This window comes from Mycolicibacterium thermoresistibile (assembly GCF_900187065.1).
Lineage (GTDB): Bacteria > Actinomycetota > Actinomycetes > Mycobacteriales > Mycobacteriaceae > Mycobacterium > Mycobacterium thermoresistibile.
On record NZ_LT906483.1, the window covers coordinates 2,312,583 to 2,333,978 of the forward strand.

General features: G+C 68.6%; 21 protein-coding genes and 1 pseudogene. 16 read left to right on the plus strand and 6 right to left on the minus strand.

Features of this window, described 5'->3' with window-relative positions; translation table 11 throughout:
• The first annotated feature begins 105 nt into the window (after nucleotides 1–105).
• Both CKW28_RS23565 and CKW28_RS10800 read left to right on the plus strand, forming a co-directional pair.
• On the plus strand, nucleotides 106–315 hold the full coding sequence (locus CKW28_RS23565) for a hypothetical protein (protein ID WP_131588072.1): 210 nt from the start codon (nucleotides 106–108) through the stop codon (nucleotides 313–315).
• Between the two features lie 226 nt (nucleotides 316–541).
• The gene (locus CKW28_RS10800) at nucleotides 542–1,615 is read left to right on the plus strand and encodes an NAD(P)H-dependent amine dehydrogenase family protein (RefSeq protein ID WP_040548117.1); all 1,074 of its coding nucleotides are present in this window, start codon (nucleotides 542–544) and stop codon (nucleotides 1,613–1,615) included.
• 4 nt (nucleotides 1,616–1,619) lie between these two features.
• Here the strand turns inward: CKW28_RS10800 and CKW28_RS10805 are convergent, their stop codons facing one another.
• Both CKW28_RS10805 and CKW28_RS10810 read right to left on the minus strand, forming a co-directional pair.
• Nucleotides 1,620–2,459, minus strand: a complete 840-nt coding sequence (locus CKW28_RS10805) for an SDR family oxidoreductase (RefSeq protein ID WP_040548081.1) — start codon at nucleotides 2,457–2,459, stop codon at nucleotides 1,620–1,622.
• A 135-nt stretch (nucleotides 2,460–2,594) separates the two neighbouring features.
• Nucleotides 2,595–3,890: a TetR/AcrR family transcriptional regulator gene (locus CKW28_RS10810; RefSeq protein WP_040548115.1), complete on the minus strand. Its 1,296-nt coding sequence runs from the start codon at nucleotides 3,888–3,890 to the stop codon at nucleotides 2,595–2,597.
• Nucleotides 3,891–4,251: 361 nt separating this feature from the next.
• On the opposite strand from CKW28_RS10810, the gene CKW28_RS10815 reads away from it, so the two are divergent.
• The 7 genes and pseudogenes from CKW28_RS10815 to CKW28_RS10840 all read left to right on the plus strand — a co-directional run bounded on the left by CKW28_RS10815 (nucleotide 4,252) and on the right by CKW28_RS10840 (nucleotide 11,118).
• Nucleotides 4,252–5,418 carry a cytochrome P450 gene (locus CKW28_RS10815; RefSeq protein WP_234784981.1) on the plus strand — a complete coding sequence of 389 codons (1,167 nt, stop codon included), beginning with the start codon at nucleotides 4,252–4,254 and terminating at the stop codon, nucleotides 5,416–5,418.
• Nucleotides 5,419–5,795: 377 nt separating this feature from the next.
• Nucleotides 5,796–6,908: an ABC transporter substrate-binding protein gene (locus tag CKW28_RS10820; RefSeq protein ID WP_003927386.1), complete on the plus strand. Its 1,113-nt coding sequence runs from the start codon at nucleotides 5,796–5,798 to the stop codon at nucleotides 6,906–6,908.
• A 3-nt stretch (nucleotides 6,909–6,911) separates the two neighbouring features.
• Nucleotides 6,912–7,245 (plus strand): annotated as a pseudogene (locus CKW28_RS10825) (spirocyclase AveC family protein); the annotation flags it as partial.
• Nucleotides 7,246–7,303: 58 nt separating this feature from the next.
• Complete coding sequence (locus CKW28_RS10830) at nucleotides 7,304–8,224, plus strand: SDR family oxidoreductase (protein ID WP_234784979.1); 921 nt, start codon at nucleotides 7,304–7,306, stop codon at nucleotides 8,222–8,224.
• Nucleotides 8,217–9,689 (plus strand): aldehyde dehydrogenase family protein, encoded by a 1,473-nt coding sequence (locus CKW28_RS10835; RefSeq protein ID WP_040548076.1) that lies wholly within the window; start codon nucleotides 8,217–8,219, stop codon nucleotides 9,687–9,689. The genes CKW28_RS10830 and CKW28_RS10835 overlap by 8 nt, the downstream gene beginning before the upstream one ends.
• A gap of 23 nt (nucleotides 9,690–9,712) precedes the next feature.
• The gene (locus CKW28_RS24300; RefSeq protein WP_003927382.1) at nucleotides 9,713–9,853 is read left to right on the plus strand and encodes a hypothetical protein; all 141 of its coding nucleotides are present in this window, start codon (nucleotides 9,713–9,715) and stop codon (nucleotides 9,851–9,853) included.
• A complete protein-coding gene (locus CKW28_RS10840; RefSeq protein ID WP_003927381.1) occupies nucleotides 9,850–11,118 on the plus strand; it encodes a cytochrome P450 in 1,269 nt (422 codons plus the stop codon). Before CKW28_RS24300 ends, CKW28_RS10840 begins: the two co-directional genes overlap by 4 nt.
• Nucleotides 11,119–11,126: 8 nt before the next feature.
• On the opposite strand, the gene CKW28_RS10845 is transcribed toward CKW28_RS10840, so the two are convergent.
• Nucleotides 11,127–13,514: a lysylphosphatidylglycerol synthase transmembrane domain-containing protein gene (locus CKW28_RS10845; RefSeq protein WP_003927380.1), complete on the minus strand. Its 2,388-nt coding sequence runs from the start codon at nucleotides 13,512–13,514 to the stop codon at nucleotides 11,127–11,129.
• A 72-nt stretch (nucleotides 13,515–13,586) separates the two neighbouring features.
• Here CKW28_RS10845 and CKW28_RS10850 point away from each other — a divergent pair, with 72 nt between their 5' ends.
• The 7 genes from CKW28_RS10850 to CKW28_RS10875 all read left to right on the plus strand — a co-directional run bounded on the left by CKW28_RS10850 (nucleotide 13,587) and on the right by CKW28_RS10875 (nucleotide 18,510).
• A complete protein-coding gene (locus CKW28_RS10850; protein ID WP_003927379.1) occupies nucleotides 13,587–14,051 on the plus strand; it encodes a nuclear transport factor 2 family protein in 465 nt (154 codons plus the stop codon).
• Between the two features lie 236 nt (nucleotides 14,052–14,287).
• Complete coding sequence (locus CKW28_RS24095; RefSeq protein WP_003927378.1) at nucleotides 14,288–14,542, plus strand: hypothetical protein; 255 nt, start codon at nucleotides 14,288–14,290, stop codon at nucleotides 14,540–14,542.
• Complete coding sequence (locus tag CKW28_RS10855) at nucleotides 14,529–15,233, plus strand: DUF4129 domain-containing protein (RefSeq protein WP_050812071.1); 705 nt, start codon at nucleotides 14,529–14,531, stop codon at nucleotides 15,231–15,233. Before CKW28_RS24095 ends, CKW28_RS10855 begins: the two co-directional genes overlap by 14 nt.
• Nucleotides 15,230–15,715 carry a hypothetical protein gene (locus CKW28_RS10860; RefSeq protein ID WP_003927376.1) on the plus strand — a complete coding sequence of 162 codons (486 nt, stop codon included), beginning with the start codon at nucleotides 15,230–15,232 and terminating at the stop codon, nucleotides 15,713–15,715. Before CKW28_RS10855 ends, CKW28_RS10860 begins: the two co-directional genes overlap by 4 nt.
• Nucleotides 15,716–15,743: 28 nt before the next feature.
• Nucleotides 15,744–16,709, plus strand: a complete 966-nt coding sequence (locus CKW28_RS10865) for an AAA family ATPase (RefSeq protein ID WP_003927375.1) — start codon at nucleotides 15,744–15,746, stop codon at nucleotides 16,707–16,709.
• Between the two features lie 26 nt (nucleotides 16,710–16,735).
• Complete coding sequence (locus CKW28_RS10870) at nucleotides 16,736–18,010, plus strand: DUF58 domain-containing protein (protein WP_040548114.1); 1,275 nt, start codon at nucleotides 16,736–16,738, stop codon at nucleotides 18,008–18,010.
• Complete coding sequence (locus CKW28_RS10875; protein WP_003927373.1) at nucleotides 18,007–18,510, plus strand: hypothetical protein; 504 nt, start codon at nucleotides 18,007–18,009, stop codon at nucleotides 18,508–18,510. The genes CKW28_RS10870 and CKW28_RS10875 overlap by 4 nt, the downstream gene beginning before the upstream one ends.
• Here the strand turns inward: CKW28_RS10875 and CKW28_RS10880 are convergent.
• The 3 genes from CKW28_RS10880 to CKW28_RS10890 all read right to left on the minus strand — a co-directional run bounded on the left by CKW28_RS10880 (nucleotide 18,462) and on the right by CKW28_RS10890 (nucleotide 21,364).
• Nucleotides 18,462–19,565, minus strand: coding sequence for an acyl-CoA dehydrogenase family protein (locus tag CKW28_RS10880; RefSeq protein WP_003927372.1), 1,104 nt, complete (start codon nucleotides 19,563–19,565; stop codon nucleotides 18,462–18,464). The genes CKW28_RS10875 and CKW28_RS10880 overlap by 49 nt on opposite strands.
• Nucleotides 19,566–19,572: 7 nt before the next feature.
• Nucleotides 19,573–20,733 carry an acyl-CoA dehydrogenase family protein gene (locus CKW28_RS10885; RefSeq protein WP_003927371.1) on the minus strand — a complete coding sequence of 387 codons (1,161 nt, stop codon included), beginning with the start codon at nucleotides 20,731–20,733 and terminating at the stop codon, nucleotides 19,573–19,575.
• A 109-nt stretch (nucleotides 20,734–20,842) separates the two neighbouring features.
• Entirely contained in the window at nucleotides 20,843–21,364 is a 522-nt protein-coding gene (locus CKW28_RS10890; RefSeq protein WP_003927370.1) for a nuclear transport factor 2 family protein, read from the minus strand.
• Nucleotides 21,365–21,396: the final 32 nt, after the last annotated feature.

Sequence of the window (21,396 nt, forward strand, 5' to 3'; positions counted from 1 at the left end):
GGCGGGCAGGAGTCGGCGGCTTCTGATCGGCCACCCGGACCGTAGCTGTACCCGGTCATCGCACTGCCGCCGTGACGAGGTCCTTCCTAGGTCTCGTGGTGCGCGATGCCGACCGGCGAGGACCTTGCCGACCTGCACTCCGTGGAACTGCACCTCGGCGTCGGCGTCGTCACCAGACCGGCGCGGGGCGAGAGCACCGTCACCGGGGCGGTTCGGGCGAAACCGTCCCGGATCAGCTGTGCGGCGAGCAGGATGACACCGATGACCACTGCGACGCTCACCAGCCCCGTCACCGGCCGAGCCGCCCTGCGCTGAACGGACATCACTGTGGACATCACCGCGGACTTCCCAGCCATTGAACTAAGGTTTGCTCCGGCAGGGCAACAGGTGCCGGGAGGAGTGGACGAGGTCGAATATGGTTGCCTTACCGTCAACTCTGAGCGGTGAATTCGGCAATGAAGTCGATGGTCGACCTGAACAAATATTAGGTTAGAGCCGGCCCCGGGGCACGCGCCGGGTGGCCGCAGGAGAGGAGAGCCAGTTGTCGAAACCGATCCGAACCGTGGTGTGGTCGACGGGTGGTGTCGGCTCGATCGCGATCGACGCGATCAGCCGGCGCCCGGATCTCGAACTCGTCGGTGTGTGGGTGCATTCCGAGGAGAAGGTCGGCAAGGACGCCGGTGAGCTCGCCGGCGTCGGCCCGCTGGGTGTCTCGGCCACCGACGACGCCGGTGCGCTGATCGCCCTGCAACCGGACTGCGTCGTCTACGCGGCCAGCGGTCCGGAACGGGACGCCGGCGCGGTGCCTGACTATGTGCGGCTGCTCGAGGCGGGTATCAACGTCGTCTCGACGACCTCCACGATGCTGGTGTATCCGCCGAGCTATCACTCCGAGGAGTGGCGGGACCAACTCGAGGCGGCCGCGAAGTCCGGCTCGGCGTCGTTCTACGCGTCGGGCATCTTCCCGGGTTTCGGCTCCGACGAGCTGGCGCTGTTGCTGACCACCCAGTCCAAGAACATCCGACGCATCACCGCGACCGAGATCGCGCTGAACGACCACTATCCGGTGGCCGACGTGATGATGGACGGGATGGGCTTCGGCCGTCCACTCGACTTCGAACCCTGGCTCAAGACCCCCGGGTTCATCGAGATGGCTTGGCGCGCGCCGATTCACCTCATCGCCGACGGGTTGGGTGTCGAGGTCGAGGAACTGCGCGGAACGTTCGACCGGAGCGTCACCCACCGGGACATCGATGTGGCGTTCGGCCGGGTCGAGGCGGGCACCTGCGGTGCGGTGCGGACCCGGGTCGCCGGGATCGTCGGTGGGCGGGAGGCCATCGTCATCGAGCACATCATCCGGATGGCGCGCGACGTCGCCCCGGAGTGGCTGACCTCGGAGTTCGATGCCACTTACCGGGTCGACATCGAGGGTGACCCCGACATCCACTGTGCGATGAACCTCGGCGCCGCCGAGGGTCACGGGGCCGGCCGCGCGGCGATGGCCGCCACCGCGATGCGGGTGGTGAACGCGATACCGTACGTGGTGGCGGCGCCGGCCGGGCTGCTGAGCTCCCTGGACCTGCCGACCACGTTGCCGCGCCACGCGTTCGACTGAGCCCCTAGAGCTTCGCCCGCCCGGTGATCAGGTCCATGATCGGCTTGCCGGGCGGGAAGGCGTTCGTCAGCGAGGACATCGCATGCCCGCTGTCCACCAACAGCGTGATACCGCTGATCCCACTGGCCGCCGGCGAGTTCAGAAAGGCCATCGCACTGCCCATCTGCTCGGGCTGATGGACTCCGACGCCGGTGGCGTCCCGGTAATCCTGGGCGAAGGTCAGCCACAGATCGGCATTGGCGCGCGCCAGCGGGGTGTCGGTGGGTCCGGGGCAGATCGCGTTGATCCGCACACCCTGCTTGAGCAGTTCGAACGCCCACGTCGCGACGTAGGCGTTGACGACCTGCTTGCTGAATCCGTAGTGGATGAAGCCGTCGCCCTCATGTTCCTTGACCCACGCGTCCGCGGACCGGTAGTCGGTGGTCGACAGGAAATCCAGCAACCGGTCCAGATCGTTCTCCCAGCCCATCCCGGCCACCGAGGAGATGAAGCAGATCGCGGATCCGCGTCCCAGCCGGCCGTCGGCGAACAACCGGTCGAGCAGATGGCGATGCCCGATGAAGTTGGTCCGCATCAGATCCGGACCGTCGGCGATGCCGGCGGCCGAGAAGACGGCGTCGACCGGGCCGGACAGTTCGTCGACCGCGTGGTCGATGGATCCGGGATCGCGCAGATCCATCTCGATGACCCGATCGGTGTCGTAGGTGACGGGAGCGTAGTCCATGACCGTCACCGTCGCGCCGAGGTCCCGGACGATCCGGGCCGCCGCCGCACCCATCCCGGTCGCGCCCCCCACAATCAGTGCATGCCTGCCGTCATAACGGAATTGCTCGATACCAGCCATTGGTCCCCTTCGCGTGGCGGTGGATGATCGCCTGCCACACTATCCGGAACAGATATTTGGTTACAAGAGTCTGCAGGAGGCGACGCCAAGGCCGAGCAGAGCGGCCGGCGGGGCGGGACGGGACGGGGGAAGCGATCAGCGGGTCACGTCGCGGTCGGCTGCGCCGCGCAGCACGGTGTCGCGGACGAGGATCTGCGCGGCACGGGTGCCGATCTGCCGCAGGATGTTCTCCGGAACCCAGCCGACCCCGATGACGCTGCGGGCCAACAGCTCGTTGGACGGGCTGTCGATGCTGATCTCACCGGAGCGGATGGCGGCTGCCAGCAGCGACTTGACCTGCCGCACCCGCTTGGCGAACAGCCAGCCCGGATTGGGGGTGTCCGGCGGGGACTGGCGCATCCAGGCCAGCTGGATCCGGAACTCGTCACCGAACCGGTCCAGTGCGTTGGTGTTGACCCAGCTGAGTGCGTCCAGCTTGGCGATCGCCGGCGCGTCGGTCCGTAGCACGTCGGTCCAGCCCACCGCGATCTTCTCGCCGAAGGACCGCATGATCGAGGCCAACAGTTCTTCCTTGGACCCGATCAGCCGGTACACCGTCCCGGTGCCGAGTCCGGCGGCGCGGGCGATGTCCCTGATCGTGGTGCCCTCGTACCCGCGGCGGCCGAACTCGGCGCGCGCCACCGCACGCACATGGGCGGCCTTGTCGTCGGCCTCCGCCTCGGCCTCGAGGCTCCAGGATTGCACGACCTCGTCGGCGGCCCGGAAGGCCGCAGAACCGTCGAGTTCCTCGTCGGTGGGTAAAACGGTGGCGAGCCCTTCGAGCAGGATCCGGCAAAGCAGGGTCGCCGCCTTGTCCGGACTCGCGTTGTGCCGGATGACATCCAGGCCGACCTGCAGCATCGTCTGCACGATCCGGTCGGCCAGGATGGGCAGGTCGATGTCGGCCCGTAGATAACCGCTCCAGCGGGCGGCCCGTAGTGTCTGCAGCATCGCCTCGAGGATGCCCGTCGGGCGCTGCTGCGCCAGCGCGGTCACCTCGGGATGTGAAGTGGGGCCTTCGTAGAACGTCATCTGCAGGGCGGCACGGTGGGTGACCGCGCATCGTGCGATCGCCACCCCCAGATCGGTGATGCGGTCGGACGGGGAGCGGGGATCCGGGTCGTCGAGCCGCTCCTGGGCATGTGCCGCGATGGTGTCGAGGTCGGTGTGATAGCGGCGCAGCAACTCCACCAGGATCGCTTCTTTGGACTCGAAGTGGTGGTAGAGGCTGCCCGGCAGGATGCCAGCGGCGTCGGCGATCTCCTGCAGCGAGGTTCGCAGCCCCGACGAGGCGATCAACCGCGCAGCGGTTTGCAGGATCTCGGTGCGCCGAGTGCCGTCGTCGTAGGCTCTGCCGGCGACCGACGCGAGGGTATGGGCACTCTTCCGCACGTTGCGCTGCTCCGAAGTCAGCTGCGGACGCCCCACCACACCTCCAAAGCTCTGCCTCCCACCCTGGCCGATCACCGATCCGAAAGGCTTGCTCAACGCTACCAGAAGGTCTTCCGCCGAACCGGTCACGAATCGATGCGGAGACCGGCCGGCCGGGGCGTACCGTATTCAGAACAAAGATTAGGTTTTCAGGTGCTATAACAGGTCTGTCGCGATCCGAGGAGGGGTGATGCCGGAGCCCGTCTCCAGTCCAGAACAGTCCAGCCCAGAACAGTCCAGCCCGGAGTATTCGAGCCCAGAGGGGTCCGGCCCGGTGATCACAGCGGGCGTCAAGGAGGCCCAGGCGCGGTTCGACGCCGGGATGGGCGCGGACGGCGATGCCTCGCCGTACCCGATGCTGGCCGAACTGCGGTCGAAAGCGCCGGTCCACCCGGGCTGGCCGGAGATGTCGATCTTCGAGAACCCGCCGGACGGCCCGCAGACCTTCGCCGCCTACAGCTTCGATGCCGTCAAGGCGGTTTTCACCGACAACCGGACCTTCAGCACCCGCTGCTATGAGGCGATCGTGCGTCCGTTGCAGGGCCCGACGATCCTCGAGATGCAGGAACCCGAACACCAGACATACCGCAGGTTGCACGAGTTCGCCTTCGCCCGGTCGTCGATGCGGCGGTGGGAGGCCGAGTTGGTCCGGCCGCTGGTGGAGCGCACCGTGGACAGGATCCGCGATGCCGGGCGGGCCGACCTCGTCGAAGAGGTGTTCATGCCGATCCCGGTCCGGGTGATCGCCGCACTGCTCGGTCTGCCGGAGGCGGATGTGCCCGAGTTCCACCGGCTGGCCATCGACCTGCTGGGGTTCCACGCGGACATGGACACCGCGCTGAAGGCGTCTGCCGAACTGCGCGACTACTTCGTGGGAATCCTCGCCGAGCGTCGCCGGTCGCCGCGCGACGACATGGTCTCAAAGCTTGCGCACGCCGAGGTCGACGGCGTCCGGATGTCCGACGAACAGATCTACGGCTTCATGCGCAACCTGCTGCCGGCCGGGGCGGAGACCACGTCGAGATCCACTGCCAGCCTCGCCTACGGGCTGCTCACCCATCCCGACCAGCTGACCGCGGTCAAGGCCGACCGGGACCTGCTGCCACAGGCGATCGAAGAGGGTATCCGGTGGGAGACACCACTGTTGAACTTCATGCGGGAGGTCACCGAGGACATCGAGTTCTTCGGTGTGCAGATCCCGGCCGGCTCGACCATCGCGGTCAACCTCGGCAGCGCCAACCACGATGAGACCCGGTGGGAACGGCCCGAGGAGTTCGACATCTTCCGGGAGCGCAAACCGCACATCGGGTTCGGTCACGGAGCGCATGTCTGTCTGGGCATGCATCTGGCCCGGCTGGAGAGCACCGTCATCTTCAACACCCTCCTCGACCGACTGCCGGGGCTGCGGCTGGATCCGGACGCCGCGGCGCCGTATGTCGCAGGCATGTACTTCCGGTCGCCGCCGTACCTGCACGTGGTGTGGGACTGACCGGTCAGTTCGGCGCGCCCAGTACTCCTGAGGCGCGCCGATTCGTTGACGGGAGGCAGAGGCGGACTCTAGGGTAGAGCAGATATTTGGTCAGCGATGAGGGCGCCGTGACCGAACCGCAGACCCGAGGTCGATGCCGGACCGCAGCTTCGGCTGGGTCTGTCGGCCTCGCCGTTGGTCGGCCGCACCGTTCTCGTCGCGCCCGGGGCCGGCAGGGGGAGCCGTCCTGGACCGACGCCCATCTCGACGACGTGCCCGCCCAGACCGTTGACGCCGCCACGCGCCGCTCGCTACTGTCTGAACAAATATTAGGTTTAACCAGCCGCGCAATCCGTTGCCACCTCGCCCCGGCGGCAGCTGGAATCCACGGAGGTTGCATGTCCTACGAGAGTTCCGCCGAGCCGATCAAGATCGGCTACCTGATGGATTTCCGGCTCCCGGACGGCTATCCGAAGGAGATGAAGGAGGACTTTTCCCAGCCGTTCGAATTGCTGTTCAACGAGGCGCTGGAGGCCGGGGTCATCGATCGGCCGGTCGAGATCGTCTACCGCGAGGTCGAGGGGTTGCCGAAGGGGTCGGTGAAGAAGGTCATCGACGCGTTCGGCGATCTGGTCGACGAGGGGTGCCTCGTGGTGTTCGGGCCGAACATCTCCGACAACGCGGTCCCCACCCGGGAGGCCATCGAGGAGCGCTTCCGGGTGCCCGCGGTCAGCGTCACCGGCAGCGACGACTGGCTCGGCGAGTGGACCTTCTCCTTTCCGCAGGGGTCACTGACCGACGAGCCCATCTTCTGGGCGGATCTTCTCGCCAAGGACGGTCACACCGAGGTCGGCGTGCTGATCGAACAGTCGCTGATCGGCGAGACCTACCTGCGGAACCTCCGGAATGCGTGCCGTCGCAAGAACATCCGCATCGTGGCAGAGGCCGCGATCGCGCAGACCGCCCAGGATGTGACCGCGGCAGTCGAACGGGTGTATGAGGCCAAACCGTCGGCGCTGGTGCACTGCGGGTTCGGGTTCGGCATCGTCTTCGTCAACCCGGCGCTCCAGGCACTGGACTGGGACCCACCGCGGTTCACCAGCACCGCGTTCCAGAACGCCTGGATCAACCCGGTGATGTGGAACGCGTTTCTGGGCTGGACCGGGGTGGACCAGTACGACGAGCACAACCTCGTCGGCCAACGGTTCCTGGACCGTTACGAGAAGGCGTACGGGCGCCGGCCGCAGTACTGCGTCCCAGTGGTCAACCACGACATCGCCAACGCGCTGGTGCACGCCTTCGCCGACGCGCATCCGCTCAGCCCGCGCGGGGTCAAGGAGGCCATGGAACGGGTCAAGATGCTGCCCGCCGCCGCCGGCGCACCCGGCACCCGGGTGTCGTTCGGCAAGTGGACCCGCCGGGCCTGGATGGGCGCCGGCTATCTGGTCGCCCGTCGGCTCGACCAGGACGGTGTCAACTCGCATCTCGTGGACCGCTTCGGTGAGGAGTGATGCATGACCACCGAGAAGACCCGGCCCGAAATCCCTCCCGGGGCCGCGGAGGACGCCGACGCCGCCGCGACCGGGAATATCCGGCGGGGACCGCTTCTGGGCCTCGTCACGCTGATCGCGATCGGGCTGTTCTTCGGCCCCAACGCACGCAAGGGGCCGCGTTCGGAACGGGTCGCCAACCCGGAGGGGAAGGTGCATTACCGGCGCAATCTGCACAACCCCACCCTGTTCGGCGATCGTCACCACGCTGATCGTGTGGCAGGACCCGATCATGAACTGGTCGCCGTTCGCGGTCTACAACCCCGAGCTGTGGCATCTGCCGGAGGACTGGCCGCTGTGTCGTCGCGCCGACCGTCGGGCCGTCCGGTGGAGGAACTCGGTGAGGTGAGCAACCGGTGCGCCGCTCCGGAGTGACCGACCGGCAGCCGGCCGGGCCACGCAGCGTCGTCATCACCGGGGCCTCCCGGGGGCTCGGCCTGGCCTCCGCCACCCACCTGTACCGCCGGGGGTGGCGGGTGGTGGCGGCGATGCGATCGGTCGATGCCGGAATGGCCCGACTCGCGGAGACCACCGGCGCCGCCGCGGACGATCCGCGGTTGATTCCGGTGGCCCTCGATCTCACCGACGCGGCATCGATCACCGCCGCGGCCAAGGAGATCGAGGGGTCCGTCGGAGCCCCGTACGCGGTGGTGCACAACGCCGGCATCTCGGCCGCCGGGATGGTCGAGGAGACCCCGCTGAGCCTGTGGGAGCAGATGTTCGCGACCACCGTGTTCGGACCGGTGGCGCTGACCAGGGAGCTGTTGCCCGGCATGCGCCGGGCCGGGCGGGGCCGCATCGTGCTCGTCTCCAGCCAGCAGGGTGTGTGGGGGATGCCCTCGACGGCGCCGTACTCGGCGGCCAAGGGTGCGCTGGAACGCTGGGCCGAGGCGATGGCCGGGGAGGTGAATCCGTTCGGGATCGGTGTCACGGTCCTGGTGACGGGTGTGTACGACACCGAGATCATCACCGACGCGGGCACCACCGACTGCCGGGATCTGCAGGGTGTCTACGCCCGCCACCACCGCACCATGGACAAGCGGGGCCGGGCCGCCGTCGCGAAGGCCGCCCGGCCGCCGGAGAAGTTCGCGCTGGCGCTGTCCAAGGCGCTCGACAATCCCCAACCGTTCGTCAAAAGGCCGGCCGGTCCGTCCGCCCGGATGTTGATGATCGCCAACCGGATCCTGCCGCCGGCAACCCTGCACCAGATGATCCGGCTGTCGCTCGGTTTACCGCGTTTCGGCCGCCTGACGACCAGAGAGGACACCCATGCCTGACGTTCGGCACGAGCCGAGGATGATGATCGACGGCAAGCTCGTCGAAGGGTCGGCCGGAACCTTCACCACCATCAACCCGGCCACCGAGGAGCCCCTGGGCGAGGTCGCCGACGCGTCGGTCGCCGACATGCACCGGGCCATCGACGCCGCGCGGCGGGCCTTCGACGAAACCGACTGGTCGACGAATCACGCGTTCCGGCAACGCTGCCTGCTGCAGCTGCAGGAGGCGCTGGAGACCGAACAGGAGGAGCTGCGCGAGGAACTGATCCTCGAGGTCGGTTGTCCCCGCTCGATCACGCACGGACCACAACTGGACGCGCCGCTGTCGGACGCGCTGCGGTATCCGGCCGAGCTCATCGACGAATATTCCTGGGAGACAGCGCTCGGCGATGCGATGGTGTCGGTGACCGGGATGAACACCACCCGGCGGGTGTGGCGGGAACCGGCCGGGGTGGTGGGCGCGATCGTGCCGTGGAACTTCCCGTTTGAGGTCTCCATCCAGAAGATCGGGCAGGCGCTGGGCACCGGCTGCACCGTGGTGCTGAAACCGGCCCCGGACACCCCGTTCAACGCCACCAGGCTGGGCCGCCTGATCGCCGAGCGGACCGACATCCCGCCCGGGGTGGTCAACGTGGTCACCGCATCGGATCACCTGATCGGTGAGGAGCTGACGTTGTCGCCCAAGGTGGACCTGATCTCGTTCACCGGATCCACCGCGGTGGGCAAACGCATCATGGCCAAGGGTGCGGCCACCATGAAGCGGCTCTTCCTCGAACTCGGCGGCAAATCGGCCACGATCGTGCTGGAGGACGCCGATTTCGCGCTCGGCTGCATGATGGGCATCGCGCCGTGCATGCACGCCGGACAGGGGTGCGCCAACCCCACCCGGCTGCTGCTGCCACGATCCCGCTACGACGAGGGCATCGAGATCCTGCGTGGCATCTACGAAGGCGTCGCGCCCGGCGACCCGCAGGATCCGGCGACCCTGTGCGGGCCGGTGATCAACGAGAAGCAGCGCACCCGCATCCGCGGCTACATCCGCAAGGGCGTCGAGGAGGGCGCCCGGCTGGTGGTCGGGGGCGAGGACCCACCGGACGGGCTGGACAAGGGCTTCTTCGTTCGGCCGACGCTGTTCGCCGACGTGGACAACTCGATGACCATCGCCCAGGAGGAGATCTTCGGGCCGGTGCTCGCCGTCATCCCCTACGACGACGAGGACGATGCGGTGCGGATCGCCAACGACACCGCCTACGGGCTGGCCGGCAACGTCATGTCCAGCTCGATCGAGCACGCGCTCGCGGTGGCCAGACGGTTGCGTGCGGGCTTCATCGGCATCAACGGGGCTGCCGGATACGGAGCCGATACACCCTTCGGCGGATACAAGGACAGCGGTGTCGGCCGCCAGAACGGTGTGGCCGGCTTCGACCAGTACACCGAGATCAAGTCCGTCGCCTACCCGGCCTGAGGAGAACCAGTGAAGCGATCTTCATGGTGTATTGGTACGAGGAGGTTCAGCAGCTGCTCCGCGACAACGAGACGTTCTCGTCGCCGGTCATCATCCACGCGTTCGGCGACATGTTGGACCTCACCGAGACCCAGGTGACCGATCCGACCCGGAGCGTGATGTGACCGATTTCGACACCGTTGACTTCTTCACCGACGAGTCGCTGGTGGGCGACCCGTATTCGTACTTCGAGCATCTTCGGTCGAAATGTCCTGTGGTCGAGGCGACCCCACACAAGGTGCTGGCCGTGACCGGCTACGAGGAGGCGCTGGAGGTGTACCGCAATCCGGCCTTCTCGTCGTGCGTGTCGGTCGCCGGGCCGTTCTCCGGTATGCCGTTCGGTCCGGACGGGCGCGACGATGTGTCGGATCTGATCGAGCAGTACCGCGACGGTGTGCCGATGGCCGAGCACATCACCTCGCAGGATCCGCCGCTGCACACTCGCACCCGCGGTCTGCTGAACAAGCTCATCACGCCCAAACGCCTCAAGGAGAACGAGGAGTTCATGTGGCGGCTGGCCGATCAGCAGCTGGACAGGTTCCTCGACCGGGGCAGCGCCGAATTCCTGGAGGACTACGCGAAACCGTTCTCGCTGTTGGTGATCGCCGACCTGCTCGGGGTACCGGCGGCCGATCACGAGGAGTTCAAGGCGGCGTTCGCGTTGGAGACCGTCGGCGAACTGGGCAAGGATGCGCCCACCTCGCACAATCCGTTGGAATGGCTGAACGACAAGTTCCGAGCCTACATCGAGGACCGGCGCCGGGCTCCGCGCGCCGATGTGCTGACCGAGTTGGCGCACGCCAGATACGAGGACGGCTCCACCCCGGACATCGACGACGTGATGAACGTGTCGACGTTCCTGTTCGCCGCGGGTACCGAGACCACCACCAAACTGGTGAGCTTCGCGGTGCGCTCGATCGCCGAGGATCAGCGCTTGCAGCAGGAGTTGCGTGCGGACCGCAGCCGGATCCCGGCGTTCCTGGAGGAGACGCTGCGGATGGAGAGCCCGGTCAAGGCGCACTTCCGGATGGCGCGCACCACCACCACGATCGGCGACGTCAAGGTGCCGGCTGGCACCACGATCATGCTGCTGCCCGGGGCGTGTAACCGTGATCCACGAAAGTTCATAGATCCCGACAGCTTCCGCCCGGACCGTCCGAACGTGCGGGAGCAGATCGCGTTCATCCGCGGGCCGCACTCGTGCCCGGGGGCGCCGCTGGCCCGGGCGGAAGGGCGGATCTCGCTGAATCGGATCCTCGACCGGATGACCGACATCAGGATCTCGCAGGCCCATCACGGCCCCGCGGAGCACCGGCGGTACACCTACGAGCCGACGTTCATCATGCGCGGGCTGAACGAGCTGCACATCGAGTTCAGCCCAGGGTCCTGACCGGAGGTTCAGACCATGTCGTTGTCGGTGAGCCAGCGCATGATCGGCCAGCCGGCGAAGACCGGTATCCACACCGTGAGCACCCGGTAGAGCAGGACGGCCGGCACTGCGATCGCGGCCGGGACCCCGAATGCGGCCAGCCCGCCGATCAGCGCGGCCTCGACGGCCCCGATTCCACCCGGGGTGGGTGCGGCGGACGCCAGGGTGCCGCCGATCATCGTGACGATGGTGACGGTCACGAACGAGGTGTCCCCGCCGAACGCTTCGATGCTGGCCCACAACGCCAGTGCGGCGCCGAGTGTCGTGATGCCGCAGCCGGCCACGATCAGCGCCAGGCGGGCCGGTTCCCGCGCCAGCGCGGTGAGATCGGCGACGACCTCCTCCAATCGCGGCCGCACCGCGGTGCCCAGCCACCGACGCAGCCTGGGCACCAGCATCGCGATGCCGATGACGCCGAGCGCGGCGCCGACCACGAGGTAGAGAATGGTCGCGTCCGGTACGAACTGCGACAGGTCCGCCGAGGTGCCGGCGGCGACGCTGAAGACGATCAGCAGCACGATGTGGGTGGTGAGCTGAACCGACTGCTGCAGCGCCACCGCGGCCGTGGCGCGGACCGCCCCGAGCCCACCCTTCTGCAGGAACCGGGTGCTGAGGGCGAGTCCGCCCACCCCGGCCGGTGTCGTGGTGGCGGCGAAGGTGTTGGCCACCTGCATGATGGTGAGGTTGCGGAAGCTCACCATTCCGTTGGCGCAGGCCCACAGGGCGGCGGCGGCGCCCACGTACTTCGACGCCGACACCGCCAGCCCGGCCAGCGCCCACCACCAGTTGACGCTGCGCAGCTCGCTGAAGAACGTCGGTACCGTGCTGATGAACGGATAGGCCACATAGACCAGCGCCACCAGCAGCACCAGCTGGATGACCTGCCTGCGGTTGAACCGGGTGATGGTTTCGACGTCGATCTGATCGGCGCCGGTCTGGCGTTTCACCTCGTCCCGGGCGGCGGCGATGACCTCACCGGCGTTGTCGATCGATTTGCGGATCCGCGCCGGCACGGCGGATTTCGTCAGCCGGCGCGATGCGGTGAGCACGGTGTCCTTGCCGACCGCGGCGATCGCGGCGTTGACCGCGGCCTCCGCGCCGTAGATCGCCGTGGTGGTCACCAGCAGCTGCGCGATGTCGGCCTGGATCTGGACGTCGGTGGCCCCGTATTCGGCGAGGCTGAACCCCCCGAACAGCACCCGGCCGTTGTCGACCGTGATCTCCTTGGGCCGCAGATCGCCGTGCGCGATCTGGTGGTGATGACAGACCCCGAGGGCTTCCCACACCCGGTCCACCGAGACGGTCGACGCGCATTCGGCCAGCGGCACCCCGACGGCGGGGGTGTGGGCATACATCGTCCAGCCCCGCGCCAGCGCGGACATCGCCAGGGTCGAGGTGTTGGAGATACCGGCGGCGTCGGCGGCGATGGCCATCAGGGCGCGGTGTTCGACGGCGCGCCGCATCGAGGCGTGCAACGGCGGGGTCTCCCGGCTGCGCAGCTTCAGTTTCCGCCACAGCTGGCGCAGCACACCGCCGCTGCGCTGGTTCGGCCCGTAGAGCGCGAGCATCGCCCGGGAGCCGAGGGCGGGCACGGTCGAATCGGCCTCGGCGGCCAGCACCAGCGGCCCCCGCCCGGCGGGCCGCACGACGGTCAGCGCCGCGACCGGGAATCCGCGTCGGGCCATGGCGCGGACGGCGCCGTCGAGCGGAACCTCCAGCGCCGGTGTGCCCACCACCAGGATCACCAGCGAACCGACCCACCATCCGACCGCCAGGCCCAGGATGGAGCGGGCCGGTATCACCGCGCTGACCACCAGGTGGATCGGCACGAACGCCAGCAGCAGCGTCCACCACCAGCGCCGCCACCGGGCCGGCAGGCCGGGGCTGGAAACCGTCAGCATCGCCGCGAGCATGCCGATCCACCGGGGATCGTCGAGAAACTGCGACAGCACGGTGTCGAGCCGGTCGGACAGGTCGAAATGCCATCTCGGCGCCGCGATGCCCTTACCGCTGATGGACAGGACGATGCCGGCGATGAGTGCCGCGGCGACATAGGCGCCGAGCAGCCGCCATTGGCGCACCGCGATCAGCCCGATCAGGATCATGAACGGCAGCGCCAGAATCAGCGCACCGTAGGCGAGGTAGACCAGGTTGGACTGGGTCGGGGTGAGAAACCCGACGAGCTCGGAGATCGTCTGTTCGAGCGCGGTCCAGTCGCGCCGGGTGATCAGGGTGCTGGTGACCGCGAGCGCCAGTGTGACCGTGGCGATGACGAGTCTGACGATGTCGCTTGTACGTCGGGTCAGCGGCTCCAGCAGGCTACCCGAGACGGTGATCTGGCGACCATCGACGTGCATCTCTCAAGGTTTATAGCAGTACCTGCCGGTAACCCCGGTCACCGCGCCGGGACGACCGTAGGGTGAGCTGCGATGGAGATATGGGAACTGGTGGCGCGCGAGCGGATTCGGGACACCCTCGCCGACTACAACTGGAACGGTGACTCAGGCCGGATCGCGGAGATGATCCAGACGTTCTGCCCGGACGGTCGGCTCGAGGTCCGCGGGTTGAAGACGGTGCACGGCCGGGACGAGATCGCGGCGTTTCTCGGCGGTGTGGCCCAATCCGATCCGGCCGGACCCGCGGCGAGCCGGCCTGAACCGGCGGCTGTCAAGCGGATCGTCCGACACGCCCTCACCAACATCCGATTTCTGGAGTTGACTCCCGAGCGGGCGAGGGTGGCGTCCTATTTCACCGTGTTCACCGAGGCGGGTCTGGACCACTACGGCCGGTATCGCGACGAGTTGGTGCCGGTCGGCGACGCCTGGCTGATCCGGCACCGGTTGGTGTCCACCGACTGGGCGGCGCCGGATTCCACCATGGCGGCCGGACACTGATCGAGGGCGCCGTCGCACCGCACTGAATGCGGGGCGAACGCGGCCGTCGGCGCACTATCGTCGAAGGAACGACCCGGATCACGCCGCGATCGGACTACGAGAGCGAAACGGATCCGGGCCGGGACGCCGACGGTGGAGATGGAGCCCTGTAGGAAGCACACCGGAGATCGGCTCGGCGCCGCTGCCGAGCCGGCGCAGCGTGGCGCGGGGTCCTGATGCCATCCCGGGTGTCATCGATGCGCGGCCCGGTCACCGCGGTCATCCTGTTGAGTGCGCTGGTGGTGGCGCTGCGCGGGTGGCTGCCCGACGCCACCGGCGCCGCCGGGTCGACACCGGCCGAACGGGAGTCCGGTGGACCGGCGAGCCTGATCCTCGTCGGGATGCTGGCGGCCACCGCGCTCGGCGTGCTCGCGATGGCCGTGGATCCACCGGTTGCGGCACCGCTCGATCACCACGGTGCGGCCGGCCGGACGGGCAGTGTGGCGGCGTGACGGCGGCAGCCGGCCGTCGTGGCGGGTGGTGCTGCTGGGTCTGAGCCTGGTGATCGCCTACCTGCTGACGGTGACCCTGGTGGCGCGGCTGTGGGCGCCGTCGGACCCGGTCCGGACCGAGCCGGACGAGACCGGTGCCGAAACCGGGCCCGGGATCGGACCTGAGGTCGATCCGGCGGTACCCGGTTCGTCGTGGGCCGATCCGCCGTCGGCCGCGGCGGACGCGATGCCGCATCTGCCGGCCGCGACGATCGCCTTCGTGCTGATGGTGATCGTCGGGTCGCTCGCGGCCAGGCGTCGCGGCCTGACCGCGAGCGCACCGACCGCTGCCGCGGCGCCGGCGGCGCCTGCGGAGCGGCGATCGGGCTCCCTGGCCAGGGCGGCTGAGGTGGGATTGGCCGAGATCGGCGAGCCGGGTCGCGAACCCAGGGACGCGATCATCGCGTGCTATGCGGCGATGGAGCGGGAACTGGCCCGGGTGCCCGACGCCGCGCCGCAGCAGTTCGACACCGCGTCGGAGGTGCTCGCCCGCGCCGTCGAACACCATGCGCTACCGCCCGGCAGCGCCACCCGGCTGGTGGAGTTGTTCGGCGAGGCCCGGTTCAGCCGTCATCTGATGCGTGAGGAGCATCGCGACGCGGCTGTGGACGCGTTGCGGGTGGTGCTCGGACACCTGCGGGGGCAGACATGACCCGGTTGATGGCCGCGGCGTTCGCGGTGGTGATCCTGGTGGAAGCGGCGACGCTGGCGGCGCCGGAACGACGACTTGTGCTGATCGTGACCGGCATCGCGGTGGCCGCAGCGCTGCTCGCGGTGCGGGTACGGCTTGGCCGCGCCGCGGACCCGACGGAGCCGGACCCCGCGGCGGCGGACCGAGCCGCGGCGCTGCAGCGCTGGCTGTCCCGCACGCACACGTTGATCGGATGGTCGGAAGCCGGCCGGTCGGACTGGGACCGGCATCTGCGACCGTTGCTGGCGCGGCAGCTGGAGATGGCGACCGGTCAGCCCCGGCGCCGGGACCCGAACGGTTACCGGGCGGCGGGCCGGCTGCTGCTCGGACCGCGGTTGTGGCCGTGGGTGGACCCCGACAACGTGTCGTCGGCAGCCGCGCACCAGCCAGGCCCGGGTCGCGCGGTGCTGCAAGAGATCCTGCAGCGACTGGAGCGGATATGACGCCTGAGCCCGACGGAGTCGGCGACCGATGATGCCGGCGACGACCGCCACCGCCCACTGCCACGCGGTGCTCGACGAGGTGCAGCGCGCGGTGGTCGGCAACCGGGCCGCGCTGGAACTGATTCTGCTCACGGTGCTGGCCCGCGGGCACATCCTGGTGGAGGATCTGCCGGGCCTGGGCAAGACGTTGATCGCCCGTACCTTCTCCGCCGCGCTCGGCCTGCGGTTCACCCGGGTCCAGTTCACCCCGGATCTGCTGCCCGCCGATCTGCTCGGCACCACGATCTACGACATGCGTTCGGGCGGTTTCGAATTCCGGCCCGGGCCGATCTTCACGAATCTGCTCTTGGCCGACGAGATCAACCGCACCCCGCCCAAGACACAGGCCGCGCTGCTGGAGGCGATGGCCGAGACCCAGGTCACCATCGACGGGGTCAGCCACCGGCTGCCCGCCCCGTTCGTCGTGCTGGCCACCGACAACCCGATCGAATACGAAGGCACCTATCCGCTGCCCGAAGCGCAACTGGACCGGTTCGCGGTGCGACTGGAACTCGGCTATCTGTCCGCACCCGAGGAGGTGTCGATGCTGCGCCGCCGGATCGAACGGGGCGCCGACGACGTGGTGATCACCGAAGTGGTCGACGCTGACGCGCTGATCGCGATGCGGGAGGCGGTGGAAGCGGTCACCGTGCATGACGATGTGCTCGACTATGTGGTCGCGCTGGCGACCGCCACCCGCCGACATCCGCAGGTCGCGGTCGGTGCCAGCCCGCGCGCCGAACTCGATCTGGTGCAGCTCGCCCGCGCCCGCGCGTTGCTGCTGAACCGGGATTACGTCATCCCCGAAGACGTCAAGACACTGGCGGTGCCGGCACTGGCGCACCGGATCATGCTGCGGCCGGAGATGTGGGTCCGGCAGATCCGCAGCGGCGATGTGATCGGGGAGTTGTTGCGCCGGTTGCCGGTGCCCAGGACGGGCGGGCCACCGCCGTGACGATCACCCCGCCGGGTCCGTCGAACATGTCCGGCATTGCCGTCGAACCACGATGGCGGGCATCACCGTTGACATTGGCGCTGTGCTCCTGTGCGGCGGTGACGCTGGCCGCCGCGGTGATCGGACAACGTTGGCAGCTGGTGATTTTCGCCGCACCGCTGATCGGGGTGCTGGCGTCGGTCGTGCGGCAACCGCCACCGCCGCGGGTGTGGTTGCGCGGACACCCCGATCCGGGCCGGTGCTTCGAGGGTGAAGAGGTGCGGGTGACGGTCACGGTGAGCGCCGACCCACCCGGCACCGCACTGCATCTGAGGGTGGACGACGTGTCCGGTGCGCAGGTCCGGATGCTCGAACAACGCCCGGAACGGGTCGTCGCGGCCGTGTCGGCCCACCGGTGGGGGCGCTACCCGGTGCGGGCCCGGGTCGACGTGCCGGCGGCCGGCGGGCTGCTGACCGGAACCGGCGCGGTCGACGTTGCGGAGATCGTGGTGTTTCCTTTGGCGCCACCGGAATCCACCGTGTTGCCGCACGGCGAGATGCGCGACCGGCTGGGCACGCACCTGACCGCGAACTCCGGTTCCGGCGTGGAGTACGCCGATATCCGCCCCTATGTGCCCGGAGATCAACTGCGGACGGTGAACTGGCCGGTCAGCGCCCGGCGTGGGCGACTGCACGTGACCCAGCGGCTCAGCGAGCGGGCCGCGGACGTGGTGGTGCTCGTCGACGCTTACCCGCAGCCGCCGGGTCCGGCCACCGAGGTGACCGAGCGGATCGCCCGCGGCGCCGTCCAGGTGGTGCAGAGCGCGCTGCGCGGTGGTGACCGGGCCGGTATCGCCACCCTCGGGGGCCGGGGCCCGCGCTGGCTGGGCGTCGACCTCGGGCGCCGCCAGTTCTACCGGGTGGTCGACACCATGCTCGGCGCGGCCCCGGGTTCCGGTCCGACCACACCGACGGGTCCCGGCTCGGGGAGAGGAACCCTGGTGCCGCGGCCGGCGGTGCCGCCGGAGGCGATCGTCGTCGCGTTCTCCACCCTGCTGGACACCGATTTCGCGCTGGCGCTGATCGATCTGGCCCGGCGTGGACACCCGGTGGTCGCCGTCGACGTGCTCGACCGGGAGCCGTTCGACGGTGTGGATCCGCTCGTGGGGCGGATGTGGTCGCTGCAACGGTCCTTCATGTACCGCGATATGCGCACCATCGGGGTCGATGTGGTGGCCTGGGGCGCCGGACAGGCCCTGGATCAGGTGCTGCACGTGGTGGCCGATCACCGTCGCCGGACCCTTCGGCGGGTGTCGCGATGAGCGGGCCGATCGCGTCACCGCATCTGGTGTCGGCACCGTTGGGTCTGCTCATGATCGCCGCGGCCACCGAGATCGGCGCCGGCGCCGGCCACCCCGGCCGGTGGGTGCCGGCAGGGCTGGGTGTGCTGGCCGTCGTGGCCGGGATCTGGCTGCGGTCCGCCGCCGGCCTGGCCGTGCTCACCGCGGCGGCCGCGATCCTGGTCGTCGACCCCGGCCTCGGCTTCGTGGCGGTGTCCGGGGCGGCGGCGAGCGGGTATCTGGTGACGCGCCACACGGACAGCCGGGCTGTCATCGAAACCCTCGCCACCACAACAGGTTTCCTGCTGGGGTTCCTGCTGGCCGCGGTGATCGCGGCGTTGCTTCCGGCACGGTTCGCATGGCTGCCGTTGCTGGCGCCGCCCCTGACCGTGGCGGTCTACCTGGTGGTGGTGCAGCCGTTCTGCTACAGCTCCTACAGCGAGACCGTGTCGTATCCGGTGAGACCGTCGATCAGCACCTGAAGCTGGTCGTGTGCGGAGCCCAGCGTCTGCTCGATCGCAGTCAGCCGGGCCGCGTAATGGCCGACCGGATATTCGGCCGTCATCCCGATGCCGCCGTGCAGTTGGATGGCCTCCTGGCCGATGTGCCGGCCGGACCGGCAGATCTGCAGTTTGGCCCGGGCCGCGACGGCCGGATCGAAACGGCCGTCCGCGATCGACATCGCCGCCCAGAAGTTCATGCTGCGGGCCAGTTCCAGGGACACGTACATATCGGCGGCCCGCTGGGTCAGCGTCTGAAAGCTGCTCAGCGGAACACCGAACTGCTTTCTGCTGGGAAGGTATTCGGTGGTCAGCCGCAGCGCCTCCGCCATCGCGCCGACCGCTTCGGCGCACAGCGCGGATTGGTGGCGGATGAGGGCGCGCTGCAGGTGTTCGGTGGCGTCGCCGCCGGACCCCAGCGGTCGGGCGGGCGTGGCGTCGAAATCGATCTGCGCGGCCCGCTGACCGTCGAACGTGCGGAAGGGCTGCCGCTCGGCGGCGGCGGCGTCGACGAGGAACAGCCCGGTCCCGCCCGAATCGGGCAGCGCCGCGCTGACGATCAGGGTGTCGGCGACATCGCCGGCCAGCACCGGGTGTTTGCGTCCGGTAATCGTCCAGGAATTCCCTTGCTGCGCAGCGGTACTGGTGACGGAACCGAACACACCGCGGGTTCCGGGCTCGCGGTGTGCCAGCGCCAGCAGCATGTCGCCGGAGCCGACCTGCTCCAGCAGTTGATCATCGGACCCGAGCTCGGCGATCAGTGTGCCGGGCACCAGCGCGGCCGCGGCCACGGGTTCCGGCGCCAGCCGACGGCCGATCTCGGTCATCACGACCATCACCTCGATCTGGCCGGATTCGGCGGGATCGAACCCCAGACTCAGGATCCCGATGTCGGCCAGTTGTTTCCACACCTCGCGGCTCCAGCCCGGATCGGTGTCGACGGTGCGGTTGCGCGTCTCCACGTCGTAGACGCCGGCCAGCAGGTCGCGGGTGGTGTCGCGAAGCAGTTCCTGTTCGTCGGTCAGGTCGAAATCCATGGCAGGCTCACAATCCGAGAATGGTCGAGGCGATGATGGTGCGCTGCACCTCGTTGGTGCCCCCGTAGATGGAGGTCTTGCGGTAGTTGAGGTAACGCGGTGCGGCGAGTTGCGCCCACTCCGGCGAGGCGATGTCGTCGCCGGCGGCGTACGGCAGCGCATCGGTCCCGGCGACCTCGACCGCCAGCTCGGTGACCGCCTGCTGCAGCTGGCTGCCGCGTAGTTTCAGGATCGACGAGGCCGGGTTGGGTTTGCCCTCACCCTCGGATCCGCTGACCCGCAGCTGGGTCAGCTCCAGCGCCAGCAGGTCGTTCTCCAGTTCGGCGATGCGGGCCGCGAACAGCGGATCGTCGAGCAGACTACATTCGGCAGCGCGGGATTTGACCTGGGACAGCCACAGTTTGGTGGCCCCGATCCGGGCGATGCCGGTGCGTTCGTTGCTGAGCAGGAACTTGGCGTAGGCCCAGCCGTGGTTCTCCTCGCCCACGAGTTGATCGGCCGGGATCCGGACGTCTTCGAAGAACACCTCGTTCACCTCGTGGCCGCCGTCGATCAGCTTGATCGGCCGCAGCGTGATGCCGGGGGTGTTCATGTCGGCCAACAGGAATGAGATGCCGGCCTGCCTTTTCGGAGCGTCCGGGTCGGTGCGCGCCAGCAGGAAGATCCAGTCGGCGTACTGACCCAGCGTCGTCCAGGTCTTCTGGCCGTTGACGACGTAGCTGTCGCCGTCCCGCACCGCGGTGGTGCGCAACGACGCGAGGTCGGAGCCCGCCTCCGGTTCGGAGAAGCCCTGGCACCACCAGATGTCGAGGTTGGCGGTCGGCGGCAGGAACCGCTCCTTGAGCTGTTGGGACCCGAACCGGGCGATCACCGGTCCGACCATGTTGGCGTTGAACGCCAGCGGTTCGGGCACCGCGGCCAGTTGCATCTCGTCGGACCAGATCTGGCGCTGCAGTGGCGACCAGTCCCGGCCGCCCCACTCCACCGGCCAGTTCGGCACCGCCAGACCGTGCGCGTTGAGGATGCGCTGGGTGGTGACGATGTCGTCGGGGTAGCGCGGCCGGCCGGCTCGCATCCGGTCCCGGATGTCGGCGGGAATCTCGGTGGTGAAGAACTCCCGCATCTCCGCCCGGAACGCGGCATCGGCATCACTGAGCGCCAGCTTCACGACACAGACCTCATTCGTTAGTCGTCCAACGGATCGTCGGAGCAGATCCTGGTTTCAGGACTACCCGATGATGTGCCGGTTCTACCCCACCTCGGGGGTGTGTCGCGGGTCAACGCGTGAACCGGCGCGCGACCTTGGTCGCCACGCTGCTCAGTATCCGCTCCGTGCGCGGCGACAGGTACACCGAGAACAGCCCGTTGAAGAAGTCGGTCCGGAGCCGGGTCAGCCGGGACGACGCGATGAGCCACCGGCCATCCACCTTGCGGTAGGTCTCGTGGTAGTGACCGTAGCCGCGCATGTGCACCGCGGGGCCCAATCGGACCACATCCTCCAATGCCCACACCCCGCGCGCCGTGGTCGGGGAGGTGAGCTCGATCTCGGGCGCGTGCACCTGATGCGATGTCACCTTGGCCGGGTTGCCGAGGTTGCGGCGGACGAAGGCGACGAATTCGTCGGCGCCCTGAATCGTCGTGCCGCCGGCCGAAGCGGTGTCGCTGACGAAGTCGTCGGTGAACAACGTGCGCCACGCGGCCCAGTCCTTGGCGTCCAGGTGGCGGCAGTACCGCGCCTTGAGACGTTTGATCTCCTCGAGCTCGACCAGACGCTCGGCCGGCTCGCGCTGTCCGCTCACGCGCACGAGCGTGACACCAGCCGTCGGCTTTG

Coding starts and splice junctions, on each gene's coding strand:
- CKW28_RS10820 (WP_003927386.1), top strand. CDS start 5,796: ATGTCCTACGAGAGTTCCGCCGAGCCGATCAAGATCGGCTACCTGATG.
- CKW28_RS10880 (WP_003927372.1), bottom strand. CDS start 19,565: ATGGATTTCGACCTGACCGACGAACAGGAACTGCTTCGCGACACCACC.
- CKW28_RS10845 (WP_003927380.1), bottom strand. CDS start 13,514: ATGCACGTCGATGGTCGCCAGATCACCGTCTCGGGTAGCCTGCTGGAG.
- CKW28_RS10865 (WP_003927375.1), top strand. CDS start 15,744: ATGATGCCGGCGACGACCGCCACCGCCCACTGCCACGCGGTGCTCGAC.
- CKW28_RS23565 (WP_131588072.1), top strand. CDS start 106: ATGCCGACCGGCGAGGACCTTGCCGACCTGCACTCCGTGGAACTGCAC.
- CKW28_RS10870 (WP_040548114.1), top strand. CDS start 16,736: ATGTCCGGCATTGCCGTCGAACCACGATGGCGGGCATCACCGTTGACA.
- CKW28_RS10875 (WP_003927373.1), top strand. CDS start 18,007: ATGAGCGGGCCGATCGCGTCACCGCATCTGGTGTCGGCACCGTTGGGT.
- CKW28_RS10835 (WP_040548076.1), top strand. CDS start 8,217: ATGCCTGACGTTCGGCACGAGCCGAGGATGATGATCGACGGCAAGCTC.
- CKW28_RS10850 (WP_003927379.1), top strand. CDS start 13,587: ATGGAGATATGGGAACTGGTGGCGCGCGAGCGGATTCGGGACACCCTC.
- CKW28_RS24300 (WP_003927382.1), top strand. CDS start 9,713: ATGGTGTATTGGTACGAGGAGGTTCAGCAGCTGCTCCGCGACAACGAG.
- CKW28_RS24095 (WP_003927378.1), top strand. CDS start 14,288: ATGCGCGGCCCGGTCACCGCGGTCATCCTGTTGAGTGCGCTGGTGGTG.
- CKW28_RS10805 (WP_040548081.1), bottom strand. CDS start 2,459: ATGGCTGGTATCGAGCAATTCCGTTATGACGGCAGGCATGCACTGATT.
- CKW28_RS10860 (WP_003927376.1), top strand. CDS start 15,230: ATGACCCGGTTGATGGCCGCGGCGTTCGCGGTGGTGATCCTGGTGGAA.
- CKW28_RS10815 (WP_234784981.1), top strand. CDS start 4,252: ATGGGCGCGGACGGCGATGCCTCGCCGTACCCGATGCTGGCCGAACTG.